15 protein-coding genes and 1 pseudogene are annotated in these 15,738 nt (G+C 70.7%); 7 read left to right on the top strand and 9 right to left on the bottom strand.

Going from position 1 to position 15,738, the window contains the following annotated elements; translation table 11 throughout:
- The coding region (locus H5J26_RS19445; protein WP_181767178.1) for a CaiB/BaiF CoA transferase family protein at positions 1-1,014 on the bottom strand (1,014 nt) is incomplete at its 3' end.
- A 340-nt stretch (positions 1,015-1,354) separates the two neighbouring features.
- Between H5J26_RS19445 and H5J26_RS19440 the strand changes: the two genes are divergently transcribed.
- Genes H5J26_RS19440 through H5J26_RS19430 form a run of 3 tightly spaced genes read left to right on the top strand, consistent with a single transcriptional unit; the run spans position 1,355 to position 3,928 of the window.
- A complete protein-coding gene (locus H5J26_RS19440) occupies positions 1,355-2,254 on the top strand; it encodes an SIS domain-containing protein (protein ID WP_181767177.1) in 900 nt (299 codons plus the stop codon).
- A 28-nt stretch (positions 2,255-2,282) separates the two neighbouring features.
- Complete coding sequence (locus H5J26_RS19435) at positions 2,283-3,125, top strand: class II fructose-bisphosphate aldolase (RefSeq protein WP_181767176.1); 843 nt, start codon at positions 2,283-2,285, stop codon at positions 3,123-3,125.
- Positions 3,122-3,928, top strand: coding sequence for a DeoR/GlpR family DNA-binding transcription regulator (locus H5J26_RS19430; protein ID WP_181767175.1), 807 nt, complete (start codon positions 3,122-3,124; stop codon positions 3,926-3,928). The genes H5J26_RS19435 and H5J26_RS19430 overlap by 4 nt, the downstream gene beginning before the upstream one ends.
- 71 nt (positions 3,929-3,999) lie before the next feature.
- On the opposite strand, the pseudogene H5J26_RS32450 reads toward H5J26_RS19430, so the two are convergent.
- The 3 genes and pseudogenes from H5J26_RS32450 to H5J26_RS19415 form a co-directional block, all read right to left on the bottom strand.
- A pseudogene (locus tag H5J26_RS32450) lies at positions 4,000-5,506 on the bottom strand (MFS transporter).
- 131 nt (positions 5,507-5,637) lie between these two features.
- A complete protein-coding gene (locus tag H5J26_RS19420; protein WP_181767174.1) occupies positions 5,638-6,609 on the bottom strand; it encodes a dihydrodipicolinate synthase family protein in 972 nt (323 codons plus the stop codon).
- Positions 6,610-6,699: 90 nt separating this feature from the next.
- Complete coding sequence (locus H5J26_RS19415) at positions 6,700-7,419, bottom strand: endonuclease V (protein WP_181767173.1); 720 nt, start codon at positions 7,417-7,419, stop codon at positions 6,700-6,702.
- A gap of 211 nt (positions 7,420-7,630) precedes the next feature.
- Here H5J26_RS19415 and H5J26_RS19410 point away from each other — a divergent pair, with 211 nt between their 5' ends.
- A complete protein-coding gene (locus H5J26_RS19410) occupies positions 7,631-9,154 on the top strand; it encodes a CoA transferase (protein WP_181767180.1) in 1,524 nt (507 codons plus the stop codon).
- Between the two features lie 40 nt (positions 9,155-9,194).
- On the opposite strand, the gene H5J26_RS19405 is transcribed toward H5J26_RS19410, so the two are convergent.
- From H5J26_RS19405 to H5J26_RS19395, 3 genes are all read right to left on the bottom strand, one after another.
- Positions 9,195-9,950, bottom strand: coding sequence for a DUF1707 SHOCT-like domain-containing protein (locus H5J26_RS19405; RefSeq protein WP_235980835.1), 756 nt, complete (start codon positions 9,948-9,950; stop codon positions 9,195-9,197).
- 40 nt (positions 9,951-9,990) lie between these two features.
- Positions 9,991-10,422, bottom strand: a complete 432-nt coding sequence (locus tag H5J26_RS19400) for a hypothetical protein (protein WP_181767172.1) — start codon at positions 10,420-10,422, stop codon at positions 9,991-9,993.
- Positions 10,423-10,513: 91 nt separating this feature from the next.
- A complete protein-coding gene (locus H5J26_RS19395) occupies positions 10,514-11,059 on the bottom strand; it encodes a glycoside hydrolase family 25 protein (protein ID WP_181767171.1) in 546 nt (181 codons plus the stop codon).
- A 259-nt stretch (positions 11,060-11,318) separates the two neighbouring features.
- Here H5J26_RS19395 and H5J26_RS19390 point away from each other — a divergent pair, with 259 nt between their 5' ends.
- The 3 genes from H5J26_RS19390 (at position 11,319) to H5J26_RS19380 (ending at position 13,429) form a co-directional block, all read left to right on the top strand.
- On the top strand, positions 11,319-11,744 hold the full coding sequence (locus H5J26_RS19390; protein WP_181767170.1) for an OsmC family peroxiredoxin: 426 nt from the start codon (positions 11,319-11,321) through the stop codon (positions 11,742-11,744).
- 11 nt (positions 11,745-11,755) lie between these two features.
- The gene (locus H5J26_RS19385) at positions 11,756-12,634 is read left to right on the top strand and encodes an Fpg/Nei family DNA glycosylase (RefSeq protein WP_181767169.1); all 879 of its coding nucleotides are present in this window, start codon (positions 11,756-11,758) and stop codon (positions 12,632-12,634) included.
- Between the two features lie 93 nt (positions 12,635-12,727).
- Complete coding sequence (locus H5J26_RS19380; protein ID WP_181767168.1) at positions 12,728-13,429, top strand: GAF and ANTAR domain-containing protein; 702 nt, start codon at positions 12,728-12,730, stop codon at positions 13,427-13,429.
- A gap of 11 nt (positions 13,430-13,440) precedes the next feature.
- Here the strand turns inward: H5J26_RS19380 and H5J26_RS19375 are convergent, their stop codons facing one another.
- On the bottom strand, positions 13,441-13,647 hold the full coding sequence (locus H5J26_RS19375) for a DUF4236 domain-containing protein (RefSeq protein ID WP_181767167.1): 207 nt from the start codon (positions 13,645-13,647) through the stop codon (positions 13,441-13,443).
- 99 nt (positions 13,648-13,746) lie between these two features.
- On the bottom strand, positions 13,747-15,738 hold a 1,992-nt coding region (locus tag H5J26_RS19370; RefSeq protein ID WP_181767166.1), incomplete at its 5' end, for an ATP-dependent Clp protease ATP-binding subunit.

Genomic DNA, 15,738 nt, shown 5'->3' with positions numbered 1-15,738 from the left:
GGGCTGGGTGATGCCGTCGTGTTCGGTGAAGGTGCCACGGGCGGCGAGGTGCGGATGCCGGGGAGCCTCGGCGAGGGAGAGTACGGGCGCCACGCAGGCGTCGGAGTCCTGGAAGACCTCGCTCCACTCCTGGCGGGTACGCGCCTTGAACCGGGTGGCCACAGCGGTGCGCAACTCGCCCCAAACGTGCGGGTCCTGGCGGTCGGGCGCCTGCTCCTCGATGCCGAGCAGACGCAGGAACTCGGCGTAGAACTGCGGTTCCAGCGCGCCGACGGCCATGAAGCCGGAGTCGGCCGTCTCGTACGTCCCGTAGAAGGGAGCGCCGCCGTCGAGCAGATTCGCCCCGCGGCGGTCCTGCCATGCGCCGGCGGCCAGCATCCCGTGAATCATGGCGGACAGATGGCTCGTGCCGTCCACGATCGCGGCGTCGACGACCTGGCCCTCGCCGCCTTCGCTGCGCGCGTGCTGGAGCGCGGCCAGCACGCCGATCACCAGATAGAGCGAACCTCCGGCGTAGTCGCCCAGCAGATTGGCGGGAGCGTACGGAGGGCCTTCGGCCGGGCCGGTGATGCCGAGTGTGCCGGTGAGGGCGATGTAGCCGATGTCGTGTCCGGCTCGCTGGGCGAGCGGCCCGTCCTGGCCCCATCCGGTCATCCGTCCGTAGACGAGCTTGGGGTTGCGGGCCAGGCAGGCGTCGGGGCCGACACCGAGGCGCTCTGCGACGCCGGGGCGGTTGCCCTCCAGGAGGACGTCCGCGCGTGCGACGAGATCCAGCACCGTCGCGACACCGTCCTCGTCCTTCAGGTCGACGGTCACGGAGCGCTTGTTGCGGTTGGTGATGTCGAAGGCGGGGTCGATGCCGAGCGCGGCTCCGCCAGGCCGCTCGACGCGCACGACGTCCGCGCCCAGATCGGCGAGCACCATGGCTGCGAACGGCCCGGGGCCGATCCCTGCCAGCTCCAGCACGCGCACCCCGCGGAGCGGGCCGCAACGGTTGTCCGCCGCTGTCGTCATCAAGTCCCCAGGCGATGTGACACAACTGATGTAACACCAACGATGCTAAGAATGCGCTTCTCATTCCACAACCCCGGGCCGCGACCCCGGACACCTCGGGAGCAGTGGCATGCACCACACGGAATCGACGGTCCGGACCGGGGCGGTCGGGTTCAGGTGCTTCCTCGCCGTGTGCCCCCGGATGTGCCATCGCGGCGGCGGCCACCCTTCCGAGTGATGACGCGACGAGCGCTCGTGCGCAATACTGATTGCGAAGTGATGCAATCGAGCATCTTCGCGCAGCGCTCCCCCTTGAGGAGGCTGCTGCAGACGGACGCATAAACACGTAAGGGGTGGGGATGTGAGCGGGACGGCGCACATGGAGCGGGAGTTGAGCAGCCAGCCGGAGACCTGGCGCTCGGCGGCCGAGGAAGCGGCGGCGGCCACGGCACTGCCGGAGTCCGGGCAGAGTGTGGCCGTGGTGGGATGCGGCACCTCCTGGTTCATGGCTCAGGCGTACGCCGCACTGCGTGAGAGGGCGGGTCTCGGGGTCACCGACGCCTTCGCCGCGTCCGAGGCGCTTCTGGGTGCCCAGCGCGGATACGACAAGGTCGTGGCCATCACCCGGTCCGGCACCACGACGGAGGTGCTGCGCGTTCTCGAAGCCGTTCGCGGCCGCATCCCCACGGTCACCGTGCTGGGCGCTCCCGACACCCCGGCCAGGGAGGTCTCGGACGAGACGGTCACCCTGCCCTTCGCCGACGAACTCTCCGTCGTGCAGACGCGTTTCGCCACGAGCGCCCTCGCGCTGCTGCGCGCACATCTCGGCGAGGACCTGGCGGGTGCGGTGGCGGATGCGGAGGAGGCGCTGACCGTCCCGGTGCGCCAGGAGTGGGTGGAGGCCGAGCAGTTCACGTTCCTGGGCACCGGCTGGACGGTGGGGCTGGCGCACGAGGCGGCGCTGAAGATGCGGGAGGCGGCGCAGTCCTGGACGGAGTCCTATCCCGCCATGGAGTACAGGCACGGCCCCATAGCCATCGCCGCGCCGGGCCGTCTCACTTGGCTCTTCGGCCCCGCGCCGGAAGGGCTGGAGCAGGAAGTGACGCGCACCGGGGCCTCGTTCGTCCACCACGGCCGGCGCGATCCGCTGGCGGACCTCGTGCTGGTCCAGCGGGTGGCGCTGGAGCGTGCACGGGCCCGCGGCCTCGACCCCGACTCCCCGCGCAGCCTGACCCGCTCGGTCATGCTGGGCGACTCCTGACCCGCCCTCTTCCGAGGAAGTCCGAGAAATGCCTCTCGTCTCCACCGCGTCCATCGTCGACACGGCCCGGGCGGCCCGCGTCGGCGCACCCGCCTTCAACGTCCTTCACCTGGAGACCGCCGAAGCGCTGGTCGCCGCAGCGGAACGGGCCGCGGTTCCGCTGATCCTCCAGATCAGCGAGAACTGCGTGCGCTATCACGGCAGTCTCCTCCCGCTGCTGCGGGCAACCCAGGCTCTGGCTGAGGGTTCCGCGGTCGGGATCTCCGTGCACCTCGACCACATCACCGACCCCGACCTGCTCAGGGAGGGGGTCGCGGCCGGAGCGCGCTCGGTGATGATCGACGCCTCCGCCCTGCCGTACGAGGAGAACGTGGCCGCCACCGCCGAGCTGGGCGCTTGGTGCCATCGCCAACAGGTCTATGTCGAGGCGGAGTTGGGTGAGGTGGGCGGGAAGGACGGCGTGCATGCGCCCGGCGCCCGTACGGACCCGGAGGAGGCACTTGCCTTCGTGGAGGCGACGGGGGTGGACGCTCTCGCCGTCGCTGTCGGTTCGTCCCATGCCATGCGCGAACGCACTGCCGTGCTCGACAAGGAGCTGATCCGGGCGTTGCGCCAGCGGCTGCCCGTGCCGCTCGTGCTGCACGGCTCGTCGGGAGTGCCGGACGAGGAGCTTCGTGCGTCGGTCGAGGCGGGCATGACGAAGATCAACATCTCGACGCATCTGGTGTCGGTCTTCACGGGCGAAGTGCGCCGGACGCTGGCGGAGAGCCCGCAGCTGATCGACTCGCGGAAGTACGTGGCCCCGGCGCGGGAGGCCGTGTCGCGCGAGGCCGAGCGGCTGCTGGGCGTTCTGGGGACGCCGGCTCCGTGAAGCGGCACGAGCGGATGAACGCCCTGCTGGAACTGCTGGGTGACCGGGGGCGGATGGACGTCGAGGAGGCCGCCACGGTTCTCGAGGTGTCGGCTGCGACAATGCGCCGCGACATGGACGCGTTGGCGGAGCAGCAGTTGCTCAAGCGCACGCGCGGCGGCGCGGTGCTCAGCTCCATCGCCTACGACCTGCCCATCCGGTACAAGCGCGGCCACCATGCCGAGCAGAAGCAGGCCGTCGCGGAGACCGCGGCGGGCATGGTCGGGCGTGGCGACGTCGTCGGGCTCAGCGGCGGCACCACGACCACGGAGATCGCCCGGGCTCTCGCCGTCCGGCCCGAGTTCGCCGAGCCGGGGCCGGGGCCCCACCTGACGATCGTGACCAACTCCCTGAACATCGCCTATGAGTTGGCGGTGCGTCCGCAGATCAAGATCGTGCTGACGGGTGGCGTCGCCCATGCCCGTTCCTTCGAACTCTCGGGCCCCTTCAGCGAGTCGGTGCTCCGGCAGCTCACCCTGGACATCGCCTTCATCGGCGTGAACGGCATCGACCCGCGGTGGGGCGCGACCGTCCACGACGAGGCGGAGGCGACCACCAACCGGCTCATGGCCGAGCGGGCGGCCCGGGCGGTGGTGGTCGCGGACTCCTCGAAGCTCGGCCTGCGCTGCTTCGCCCGCGTCGGTGACGCGGACGTGTTCGGCACATTCGTGACGGACGACGGCGTGGACGAGGCCTCCAGGAGGGAGTTCACGGACGCGGGCCTGCGAGTCGTCACCGCCCAGGTGGCCGACTCCGATGGCTGAGCCCGACGCAGGGCAGGCACGGTCGGCGAGCACCAGAACACGTGATGGCCGGCTGTCGTTCACACCCGCGGTCAGCCACCCTTCCGTTCCCTCGGTCCCGGCTCGGGCGCCGGTCCCGACTCAGGCGCCGATGCCGACTCCGCTGCTGAAGTGGTCCCGGTTGCTGGCGAGTTCGTGGAAGTGGTCGTGGACGTGGTCGTGGTCGCGGTCTCTGCTGTGGTCGTGGTCGCGGACGTCGCCGTGGTCTCTGCCGTGGCCGCGGACGTGCTTGCCAGATGGTCCTCCGTGCGATGGCGGTCGATCAGCCTGTTAAGGCGGTTGGGGACGTTGAGGCCGACGAGCAGGATGACGACGGCGGTCAGCCCGGAGGTGAGGAACGCGAGGGACTGGGCAAGTGTCAGGCCCTCCGCGAGACGGGCTCCGAGCACCGGGGCGACGGCCCCGCCGAGCGCGCCGACGTTGTAGACGAAGCCGAGCGAGGCGGCGCGGGTCTCGACGGGGAAGTGCCCCGCGATGTACTTCGGCAGGATGCCGGAGATCCCCTGGCTGAGCGCCAGCAGGCCGAACAGGAGCACGCCGAGTCCCACCACGCTGTCCTGCACTGCGAAGACGGGGAAGACGAAGGCGAGGGAGGCCGTCAGGGAGAGGGCGTAGGCGCGACGCGTGCCGAACCTGTCGCCTACGAAGCCCGCGAGCCAGCAGCCGCACATGGTGCCGAAGCCCGCGTAGTACATGACGTCGGCGACCTGGCCCGCTCCGTACCCGAGCTCCGTCTTGAGATAGGTGGGCAGCAGGGACTGGATGGGCCAGGAGTAGAGGAACGCGCAGAAGACCGTCACCATCAGCGCCAGATACAGCAGCCAGCTGCGTCGTCCGCCCAGCTGGACGGCGAACGCGCACAGGCAGGCCGCGGCCGCGAGGGCGAGGGGCCATGTCAGCCCGCCTCCGAGCGGTGTGAAGACGACGAAGAGCGCAACGGTCGCGACGGCTGCCAGAAGGCAATTGGCCGCCGAGCGCCGCCTGTTGGAGAACAACGGCCGGAACGGGTTCGGGCGCCCCACGCGGGCGGAGCGCCGCGAGGCGGTGCCAGCCGTGGCGGCGTCACCGGCCTCAGTCCCGTCCCCAGCGCGAGCCCCGGCCGTCCCCTCCCCTGCCTCGGCGTCCCAATCCCCTGCCTCCGGCAACGACTTGCGCACCCACAGCGCCACCAGCACCGGCAGCACACCGATCCAGAACATCCACCGCCAGCCCAGCGACGGTACGACCCACTTGTAGACCTCGGCGGCCAGCACCGAACCCCCGGCGTAGCCGGAGATGAGAAAGCCCGACGCCCGGTTGCGGAAACGCACCGGCGGCGAGACGTGCGGCGAAGAGGCTGTGGTAGTTCCAAGCGAAGCCGCAGGCGAAGGTCCCCAGCGAGTACAGCAGGATGCTCGCGATCATCGCCGGCTTGCGTCCGTAGCGGTCACCCATCGCGCCCAGCACGGCGCCGCCGAGCCAGCGCGTGATGAAGGCACCCGAGATGAGGCTCGCAGCCTGGACCGTGCTGAGCCCGAAGTCGTCGGCTATCTCGGTCAGTACGAGCGTGATGAGGACGAAGTCGAAGCCGTCCAGGAGGTATCCCAGCCAGGCAGCGAACATCGACTTCCACTGGGTGGCGGATATCTCCCGGTACCAGGGCAGGCGTAACGGCGCGTCGAGGACGCCCGTCACGTCAGGCCCGCCTGCTTCAGCAGGGAGCGCACCCGGTTCACCGACTCGTCGTCGAGAGGTGTCTGCGGGGCGGCCGTGGCCGGGCAGTCGAGGACGCCGAGGAGGTGCAGGGCCGCCTTGAAGGCGCCGATGGCGGAGGAGTTGCGACCCATAGCGTCCTCGGGGCCGACGTCCACGATCGAGAACAGCGCCGCCAGCCGGTCCTGTTCGGCTGCGGCCTCGCTCCAGCGGCCCGCCCGCGCGTGTGCGAAGAGCCGGAGGTAGCCGCCCGGGTCGACGTTGCCCAGCCCCGGGACGACGCCGTGAGCACCGGCCAACAACGCACCGTCGACGGCGAGTTCGGAGCCGGTGAGCACGGAGAAGCGCTCCAGGAGCCCGCGTTCGCGCAGCGCGACGAGCAGCCTTCGCAGCCCCGCGTCGTCTCCGCTGCTGTCCTTGAGCCCGGCCAGCGTCCCGTCCTCGGCCAGCTCGATCACGGTGCGGGCGGCGAGCTTGCTGTGTACGGCGACGGGGATGTCGTACGCGAAGAGCGGCAACGGCACCTCGGCACGCACCAGCCGGAAGTGGCGGGCGATCTCGACGGGGTGGGTGCGCGTGTAGAAGGGCGCGGTGACCACGAGCCCGTCCGCACCCGCCTCGGCGGCGGCGCCGGCGTGGCCGATGACCCGGGTCGTGGTCATGTCGACGGCGCCGGCCAGCACGGGCACCCTGCCGCCGACCGTCTTGCTGACCGTACGCACCACGGTCCGGCGTTGTGCGTCGCTGAGGTAGGCGACCTCACCGGTCGAGCCGAGCACGAACAGCGCCTGCGTACCGAAGCTGAGGAGCCGCTCCGTCAGGGCGCGCAGGGACGCGGTGTCCACCTCGCCGTCCGGCGTCAGCGGTGTGCACAGCGGTGGCACGACCCCCCTCAGCGGTGCGGGAAGCGCGCAAGGGGTCGGCTCCGTACGCGGATTCGGACGCGGCATGGCGGCTCCAGCGGCGAGGGAAGGCACGGCCGGCAGGAGGCCGGCCCGTGCATGGCACACGAAAGAGTCTCCCGGCCGGCGCGGAGGCCCTCAAGGGCGCCCGGCGGGGCGCGTGGCGCGCAATGCCCCTCTGCACAGCGCGTCGGCGAGTCGCGTCGTCTCCGGCAGCCGGTAGCGGGGCGCGAGGCTGAGCGTGTGAGCACAGGCCTCTTCCAGGCCGACGCGGTGGCCCGCGGAGACGTACACGGGTTTGACGCCCTCGCGGGTGCGCAGCGCACGGCCCACTTCCTCGCCCCCGTCCACCAGGGCGGCCGCGTCGCCGCGGAGCGGCCCGACCTCCGCGTGCGTGAAGACGAACGGGTTCTTCGCCACGCCCATCGACGGCACGCCGGTCAGCACGCCCAGATGGCTCGCCAGTCCGAAGCGGCGCGGGTGCGCACGCCCGTAGCCGTCGCAGACGAGCAGATCGGGAGCGCGCCCGAGCCGGCCCTCCAGCTCCGCGAGGGCGTCGAGCAGGGCGGGGATCTCCCGGAAGGCGAGAAGCCCGGGCACGTAGGGGAAGGCGACACGGCCGAGCGCGGTCGCCTCCGCGACGACTCGCAGACTCTCCCCGTCCAGCGCGACGACGGCGGCAGCGACCACGTCGCGCGCATCGTCGTAGGCGACGTCGAGACCGGCGATCAGCGAGCCCGGCGCGCCCGGCCGCGGACTGTGGTCGCTCTCCTCCACCCCTTCGCGGAGCGCGTCCTGAACCGCGAGGGCCTCGGCCTCGTCACGGGGCCATGTCGCGGAGCCCGCAGGAGTGTTCATGAAGGCGTCACGCTATCGCAGGGGCGTTCACGCGCTTCCCGGGTCGGCCACGCGGGAGGACACCGTGACCGATTCGTCCGGTTCCGTTACCACCTCACCGCGCATGCCGGGTGCCAGAATGCGGCTCATGGAGCGATCTTCACCAGCAGCGATCGGTGCGGCATGCTCGATCAGCCCGGCCGATCAGGCCCGCGCGGTCGGGGCGGACAGCATGACCGGTGCGGACAGGCCCCCGGATGCCGGATCCGGAACCGTACGCACCGGGACCGACCTGCCGGGCGTCGCCCCCGCGTGGGCGGCCCTGGACGGTGACGAGGCCCTCCTGGAGCGGATCTCCTGCACGACGCGTGAGGGCCTGCTTCCGGCCCGGCTGCCGGTCATGGATCTCGCCCGCGCGACAGTCGCGGTGTGCTCTCTGGCAGCGGCCGAACTGTCGTCGCGCCGGTTCGCCGGCTCCGGCTCGGGTGAGGGTCGCGGTGCCGCGGGCATCCCGGCCGTACGACTCGACGACGGCGCCGTCGCCACAGCCTTCACCAGCGAGCGCCATCTGCGGACCGACGGCAATCCGCCCGTGAACTTCGCTCCGCTCTCCCGCTTCTGGCGCACAGCCGACGGCTGGCTGCGCACGCACGCCAACTATCCGCACCACCGCACCCGGCTGCTCTCCGCACTCGGCCTCACCCAGCACGACGGCGACGAGGCGGCACTCGTGGAGGCCGTCGCCGCCGAACTGGCCCAGCGTGCCGCGGCCGAGGTCGAGGAGACCGTCCACGCGGCGGGCGGCCTGGCCGTCGCCGCCCGGGCGCCCCGTGAGTGGGCGGAGCATCCGCACGGTGCGCAGACGGTCCGCAACCCGCTGTTGAAGGCGGCACGCATCGACCAGGCACCGCCGCTCCCCCTGCCTGAGCCGGCCGCTGGAAGAGGTGCGCTGCACTCCGTGCGCGTACTGGACCTGACCCGCGTGATCGCGGGCCCGGTCGCCACTCGCACGCTCGCGCTGTTCGGCGCCGACGTGCTGCGGATCGACGCCCCTCAGCTCCCCGAGCGCCCGGAAGCGCACGCCGACACCGGGCCGGGGAAGCGCTCCACGCTGCTGGACCTCTCCTCCCGCGCGGACCAGGCCACCTTCGAGGAACTGCTGTCCGCGGCGCACGTCGTCGTCACCGGCTACCGCCCCGGCGTGCTGGACCGGTTCGGCCTCGCGCCCGAGTCGCTGGCCGACCGGCGTCCGGGAATCGTCGTGGGGCAGCTGAGCGCCTGGGGCTCGTACGGGCCGTGGCGCAGGCGCCGCGGATTCGACTCGCTGGTCCAGACGGCGAGCGGCATCGCTCTGACCGAGGGGCGGCAGGACGCCGACGGCTCCCGCGGCGCTGACGAACGGGCTCCCGGAGCACTTCCCGCGCAGGCGCTGGACCACGGCACCGGCTATCTGCTCGCCGCCGCCGTGCTGCGTGCCCTGACGGAGCAGCGTCAGGGGCGGGTCGGTTCGAGGCTCCTGCGACTCGCACTCGCGCAGACCGCCAACTGGCTGCAGAACGGGCTCACTTCGGGTGACGGCCACGGTCACGGGCCGGAGGCGCCCGACGACCACGATCCGGCTCCCTGGCTCACCGAGACCGACAGCCCCCTCGGTCGGCTGCGGTACGCCCTGCCGCCCGTCGGCTACGAGGGAGCCCCGACCGACTGGGCGTCTCCACCCGGGATGCCCGGCTCCGACCCCGCGGCATGGTGGTGACCCGGGCACCACGCTCCCGGGCCGCCCGAGTGCCGGCCGGTCACAGCGACTTGCGTTCGCCGCCGCCCCCGTCGTCGCGCCCCTCGGACCGTTCGTCCCGGCGCTGACGGCGTTCGAGTTCGCGGCGTTCCCGCTCTTGGGCACGCAGCAGGCGCTTCTCCTCGCGCGGGATCTTCCGTACCACCCCGACACCGCCCATCACGGTGATGCCTGTGATCACCACGCGCGGGGCGCCCGGGTCGCCGAAGCTGCTGCCGGAGGTGTCGAACCCGCCCATGATGCCGACGCCCCGGACCTCGACGCCGAGGCCGGGCGGGACGGTCACGCTCATTCCGCCCATCAGTGCGAAGCAGCGGATGACGACGTCGCGGTCCTCGAACCGTGCGTCGCGCAGGTCGAGTTCGCCGCCGCCCATGATGCCGATACCGGTGAAGACTCGGGGCGCCGTCCACTCGCCCTTGCGGCTGAAGCCGCCCATGACACCGATGCCCCAGCGGGAGCTCGCGGCACCGCCGATGCGCTCCGCCCAGCTGCGCTTCCTCCGCACGGCGGGGAGTGAGTCGTCCGCCTCGTCAGCTGTGAGGCTCACCGCCGAGGCGCCTTCCTCCTGCTGCTTGGGAAGATCGCGCACGAGGGGAACCAACTCACCGCGCGTGCGCGCTCGGTAGGCGACGTCCAAGCGTTCCTGGAACTCGTCGAGGCCGAGCCGCCCCTCGGCGAGCGCGTCGCGCAGCACGTCGGCGATGCGCTCTCTCTCCGCGTCCGAAGCGCGCATCTCGGGCAGCTCATCCGTCATGCGATCACCCTAGTACGCCGGGCTTGCGGGCCGCCGCCCTTCACTCCACGGACGCGAGGAGCCACTCGGCCAGAGCGACAGCGCCGAAGCCGAGTACGAGAACGCCCGTGGCCACCCGGGTGCGGCCGCGGCGACTGAGCACGATCGCCGTGCCGGAGAGGATGAGCGCGATGCCGTAGAAGCCCATGGTCAGGACGGAGGGCGCGCTGCCCAGCCGTACGAACAGGGCGACGGCCACGGCGACCATGACGACGCCGGAGACGACGATGCGCACCCTGCGTGCCTGCCGCGGTGTCAGCCCTGTGCGAGGCGGCTCATCCGCGTCGGTCTCCTCCAGGAGCGCATCGCCGGGAGTCACCTCCCGGAAAGCCTCCTCCGCCGGCTTTCCGGGCTCCTCGTCGGCGGTGACCTCGGCGGCTCGGGATGCTGCCGTCTCGTCTTCGGTCGTGGGGCTTATGTTGGCTTCCGGCATGCCGGGAGGTTATCCGCATTCGGCACCTGCTGTCGCCGCCCTCCTCGTGATGCCGCGGCGGCTCACGTGCCCGGATCCCCTGCCAGGCCGCCTACTTGCGCGTCCACGCCCGCAGATCGGCGCGGCTGTCGAACTTGCCGAGGTTCGTGTCGATGGGGTCGTCGGTGTACTGGTGGAAGCGCCAGGAGTGCTTGATGCCGGGTTTGCCCGGCTTGCCGTTGTAGTGGGCTATCCACAGGCCGTCGCCCGCGAACGACGTGGTGTCGTGGTTGAGCCAGAAGTTGGTGTTGCAGTAGAGCAACACCCGGGTGTTGGGGCGCTCCTTCTGGACGTACTTGATCCAGGAGTCCTTCTCGGCGTTGCTGACGGACGCGTCCTCCCAGTCCAGGACGAGCATGTCGCCGCGGACCAGGTTGATCTTCGACATGAAGTAGTCGGCCTGCTTCTTCATGCTCCCGGAACGGGCGAAGTGGTAGAAGCCGGTGACGAGTTCGGCGTCCCGCGCTGTCTTGCGCTGCTTCACCCACTTGGGATTGGTGTACGAAGTGCCCTCCGTGATCTTTATGAAGACGAAGTCGAGGCCCTTCGTGCTGTAGTCCGACGGTTGGTACGACGAGACGTCGACACCTTTGATCACGATGAAACTCCTCATGGCGTCTGCGAAAGCATTCAGTTCAACTCTCACGTACCCGAAACGACGCCTCCCGTATCGCGAACAGGCCGCAGCGCGCCGGTGTCACGCGGGGCGGAACGAAACGGCGCCGACGGCGGACACCGGCGCGTCGTCACGTCCTCGGCGGCGGGCGGAGGCGGAGGATCGGTGCACGAGGGGTACGGGACGAGAGCTCACCCCTGACACTGAAAACGGACACGACGGCCGACAGGAGAGAACGACCATGGCGACGACGCGTACCGCGCACACCGTGTGGAACGGCGACCTGAAACGGGGTTCGGGCGAGATCACCTTCGACTCGTCGGGCATCGCGAAGCAGCCCGTCTCCTGGGCGGCGCGTGCCGAGGAGGCCAACGGGAAGACGAGCCCCGAGGAACTGATCGCCGGCGCGCACTCCAGCTGCTTCTCGATGGCCCTGTCCAACGGGCTCAGCTCGGCGGGAAGCCCGCCCACCCGGCTCACCACGCAGGCCGAGGTCACCTTCCAGCCAGGCACCGGCATCACCGGCATCCATCTGTCCGTGCAGGGAGAGGTGCCGGGCATCGACGAGGCGGCGTTCACGGCGGCGGCCGAGGAGGCCAAGGCCAACTGCCCCGTCTCCCAAGCCCTTTCGGGCACGAGCATCACGCTGACCGCCAAGCTGGCCTGAGCGGAGGAGACATGCCGGAACTGCCCGAGGTCGAAGCCCTGCGCGACTTTCTCCACCAGCGTCTGACCGGACACATGGTGGAGCGGGTCATGCCGGTCGCGGTGAGCGTGCTCAAGACCTACGAGCCCGCACCCGGCGCCCTGCAGGGCCGGACCTTCACCGCGGTGCACCGGCACGGCAAGTTCCTCGACATGGAGGCGGGCGACCTGCATCTGATCGTCCACCTGGCCCGGGCGGGCTGGCTGCGGTGGCGGGACTCGCTGCCGGACGACCCGCCCCGCCCGGGCAAGGGGCCGCTCGCGCTGCGGCTGTGGCTGGCCGGCCCCGAGCAGGGAGGCGACGGCGGCGGCTTCGACCTGACGGAGGCGGGGACGCGCAAGAGCCTCGCCGTCTACTGCGTGCACGACCCCGCCGAGGTGCCGGGCATCGCACGTCTGGGGCCGGACCCGCTCGACGACGCCTTCACCCCGGAGGTCTTCGCCGGGCTCCTTCGCGGGCAGCGCCACCGGATCAAGGGGCTGCTGCGCGACCAGAGCGTGATCGCGGGCATCGGCAACGCCTACTCGGACGAGATCCTGCACGCGGCGCGCCTCTCGCCCTTCAAGGTCGCCTCCGAGATGACGGAGGAGGAGATCGCCGCGCTCTACGAGGCGCTGCGCACGACTCTCCGTGAGGCGGTGGAGCGCTCACGCGGCCTGGCTGCGGGGAAGCTGAAGTCGGAGAAGAAGACGGGGCTGCGGGTGCACGGGCGCAAGGGAGAGCCGTGCCCGGTGTGCGGTGACACAGTGCGCGAGGTCTCGTTCAGCGATTCGGCGCTGCAGTACTGCGCCACCTGCCAGACGGGCGGCAAGCCCCTGGCGGACCGCCGGATGTCCCGGCTGCTGAAATAGATCACAGTCGACGCCTCGCGCTTGCCGTACGAGGACCGGCATATAGCGTGTCCCGGAATCACTTCTCGGGATCTCTGTGGCGAAAGGGCGGGCATGACGAACGAGGAACTGGAGGAATTCGCCACAAACCTCGCGCGAATGGCTCGCGACCTGCTGTCCCAGAACTCCGTTCAGAAGACGCTCGACCGCATCGTGGAGCACGCCGTGGACCTGGTCGACGGCTGCGAGGCGGCCGGGGTGATGACCGTGGACCAGGGACGCGTGCAGACGCTCGCCACCTCCAGCGACCTGGTCCGCGCCTCGGACCGGGTCCAGGGCGAACTGGCCGAGGGCCCCTGCTTCGACGCGACACGCGTTCCCCAAGAGGTCTACCGGGTCGCGGACATGACCGAGACCGTGGAGCGGTGGCCCCGGTACGCGCCCCAGGCACGGGAGCTGGGCATCGGCAGCATGATGGGCTTCCTGCTCTTCACCGACGAGGACAACCTCGGCGCCCTCGACATCTACTCCTCCAGACCCAACGCGTTCACGAAGCAGTCCGAGCACGTCGGCTGGCTCCTCAGCTCCCACGCCGCGGTCGCCTTCTCCAGCGCCCGCACCCACGCACAGCTCCATGCGGCGATGGAGAGCCGCCACAGCATCGGCGAGGCCATCGGCATCATCATGGAGCGCTACAAGATCGATGAGGACCAGGCCTTCGCCGTGCTGAAGAAGAGCTCCCAGGACCAGAACATCAAGCTGCGGGAGATCGTCCGTACGGTCACGGAGACCGGCGAGATCCCCGGAGCGCGCTGAGACTCCCCGCGTCAGTCCTTGTTGCGCTTGCGTGCCGTGCTGGTCCGCCGGTAGCCGAACGGACCCGGCAGGTCCATCGACGTGGTGCGGCGGCCGGTGGAACTCACCGTCCGGCGCGGGCCGTTCTTCCCGCCTGTGGTGACGGACCACGACTTGCGGTTGATGTTCAGCCGTACGCCCGGCAGTATCCGGAAGCTCTTGCGGAACGTCAGCGGCATCGTCGTCTGCTCCTCAACTCGGTGCGGACAAAGGTCTCTTGTCCCGCGCCTACCCACTGAGCCGGGCAGAAGACATCTCACTCCGCCTTGATCCTCCGGTCACTCCGGCTCCGTCGCCTCCGCGTCCGTCCCGCCGTCGGCCCCGCGGCCGGTGCCGAAGACCAGCTCGTCGTCCTCCTCGTCCACCAACAGCCGCGTGTGCGACTTCAGTTCGCCGCTGAGCAGCATCCGCGACAGCCGGTTGTCCACCTCGCGCTGAATGGTGCGGCGCAACGGCCGGGCTCCGTACTCCGGCTGGTAGCCGCGCTTGACGAGCCAGTCGACGGCGGCCGGGGTGAACTCGATGGCCAGGTCCTGCGAGTGGACCCTGTGCCGGGTCTCGTCCAGCAGCATGTCCGTGATGGTGCGGAGCTGGTCGTCGGTGAGCTGGCGGAAGATGACGATCTCGTCGATGCGGTTGAGGAACTCCGGCCTGAACTGCTCGCGCAGGGGACGCAGCACACGCTCCCGGCGGGCCTCCTCCTCGTCCTCCGCGTCACCGCTGCCGAAGCCCAGCGCACCGCGCCCGGTGATCGCCTCGGAGCCGAGGTTGCTGGTCATCACGATGACGGTGTTGGTGAAGTCGACCGTGCGGCCCTGGCTGTCGGTGAGCCGTCCGTCATCGAGCACCTGCAGCAGGATGTTGAAGACGTCGGGGTGGGCCTTCTCGATCTCGTCCAGGAGGAGCAGCGAGTACGGGTTGCGCCGGACGGTCTCGGTGAGCTGGCCGGCGTCCTCATGACCGACGTAGCCGGGAGGCGCGCCGACGAGCCGGCTGACGGTGTGCTTCTCCTGGTACTCGCTCATGTCGAGGCGCACCATGCGGTCGTCCGTCCCGAACAGCGCCTCCGCCAGCGCGCGGGCGAGTTCGGTCTTGCCCACACCGGTGGGACCGAGGAAGAGGAAGCTGCCGATGGGCCGTGCGGGGCTGGCCAGTCCGGCACGGGAGCGCAGCACGGCGTCGGAGACGGCGGCCACCGCCTCGTCCTGGCCGATGACGCGTTCGCGCAGGCGGTCCTCCATGCCCAGCAGGCGCTCCTTCTCCTCCTGGGTCAGGTTGCTCACGGGGATGCCGGTCTGCCGGGAGACGATCTCGGCGATGTCCTCGACGGTGACCTCGGCGATCCGGCCGTTGGGATGCTTGCGCTCGTCCTGGCTGATCTGCTGCTCGAGTTCGGTGAGGTGGTCACGCAGCTGCGTCGCCCGCTCGTAGTCCTCGGCGGCCACGGCCTGGTCCTTGTCACGGCTGACCCCTTCCGCCTCGCGCTCCAGCGCCCGTACGTCCGTGCCGCGGGTCGCCGAGCGCAGCCGCACCCTGGCTCCGGCCTGGTCCAGCAGGTCGATCGCCTTGTCGGGCAGGTAGCGCCCGGTCAGGTAGCGGTCGGACAGCTCCACGGCCGCGATGAGCGCTTCACCGGTGTAGCGGACCTGGTGGTGCGCCTCGTAGCGGTCGCGCAGTCCGCGCAGGATCTCCACCGCGTCGGCCACGCTGGGTTCGGGGACGAGGACGGGCTGGAAGCGACGGGCGAGGGCGGCGTCCTTCTCGATGTGGCGGCGGTGCTCCTCCAGCGTGGTGGCGCCGATGACGTGCAGCTCGCCGCGGGAGAGCGGCGGCTTGAGCATGTTGCTCGCGTCCATCGAGCCGCCCTCCGTACCGCCTCCGCCGGCGCCGACGACGGTGTGCAACTCGTCGATGAAGATGAGCAGTTCCTCGGAGTGCGCGCGGATCTCGTCGATGATTGCGCTGAGCCGTTCCTCGAAGTCGCCCCGGTAGCGGGTGCCCGCCACGACTCCCGAGACGTCCAGCTGCACGACGCGCCGCCCCAGCAGGTTGCCGGGCACGTCGCCGTCCACGATGCGCTGGGCGAGCCCCTCCACGATGGCCGTCTTGCCGACGCCGGCCTCACCGATGAGGACGGGGTTGTTCTTTCCGCGCCGGGCGAGGATCTCGATGGTCTGCTCGATCTCCTCGTCCCGCCCGATGACGGGGTCGATGCGGCCGTCGCGGGCCATCTCGGTGAGGTCGTTGCCGTACTTGTCGAGGGTGGGGGT

It is taken from the genome of Streptomyces albidus (ex Kaewkla and Franco 2022), assembly GCF_013870515.1.
Classification (GTDB): Bacteria; Actinomycetota; Actinomycetes; order Streptomycetales; family Streptomycetaceae; genus Streptomyces; species Streptomyces albidus.
Note: the sequence above shows the minus strand (reverse complement) of the source record. Positions and strands in the feature narration are given on the sequence as shown.

Bases quoted from the DNA above. Each gene is read 5' to 3' on its own strand.
- H5J26_RS19435 (WP_181767176.1), top strand. From the start codon at position 2,283: ATGCCTCTCGTCTCCACCGCGTCCATCGTCGACACGGCCCGGGCGGCC.
- H5J26_RS19420 (WP_181767174.1), bottom strand. From the start codon at position 6,609: ATGCCGCGTCCGAATCCGCGTACGGAGCCGACCCCTTGCGCGCTTCCC.
- H5J26_RS19415 (WP_181767173.1), bottom strand. From the start codon at position 7,419: ATGAACACTCCTGCGGGCTCCGCGACATGGCCCCGTGACGAGGCCGAG.
- H5J26_RS19410 (WP_181767180.1), top strand. From the start codon at position 7,631: ATGACCGGTGCGGACAGGCCCCCGGATGCCGGATCCGGAACCGTACGC.
- H5J26_RS19405 (WP_235980835.1), bottom strand. From the start codon at position 9,950: ATGACGGATGAGCTGCCCGAGATGCGCGCTTCGGACGCGGAGAGAGAG.
- H5J26_RS19400 (WP_181767172.1), bottom strand. From the start codon at position 10,422: ATGCCGGAAGCCAACATAAGCCCCACGACCGAAGACGAGACGGCAGCA.
- H5J26_RS19390 (WP_181767170.1), top strand. From the start codon at position 11,319: ATGGCGACGACGCGTACCGCGCACACCGTGTGGAACGGCGACCTGAAA.
- H5J26_RS19385 (WP_181767169.1), top strand. From the start codon at position 11,756: ATGCCGGAACTGCCCGAGGTCGAAGCCCTGCGCGACTTTCTCCACCAG.
- H5J26_RS19380 (WP_181767168.1), top strand. From the start codon at position 12,728: ATGACGAACGAGGAACTGGAGGAATTCGCCACAAACCTCGCGCGAATG.
- H5J26_RS19375 (WP_181767167.1), bottom strand. From the start codon at position 13,647: ATGCCGCTGACGTTCCGCAAGAGCTTCCGGATACTGCCGGGCGTACGG.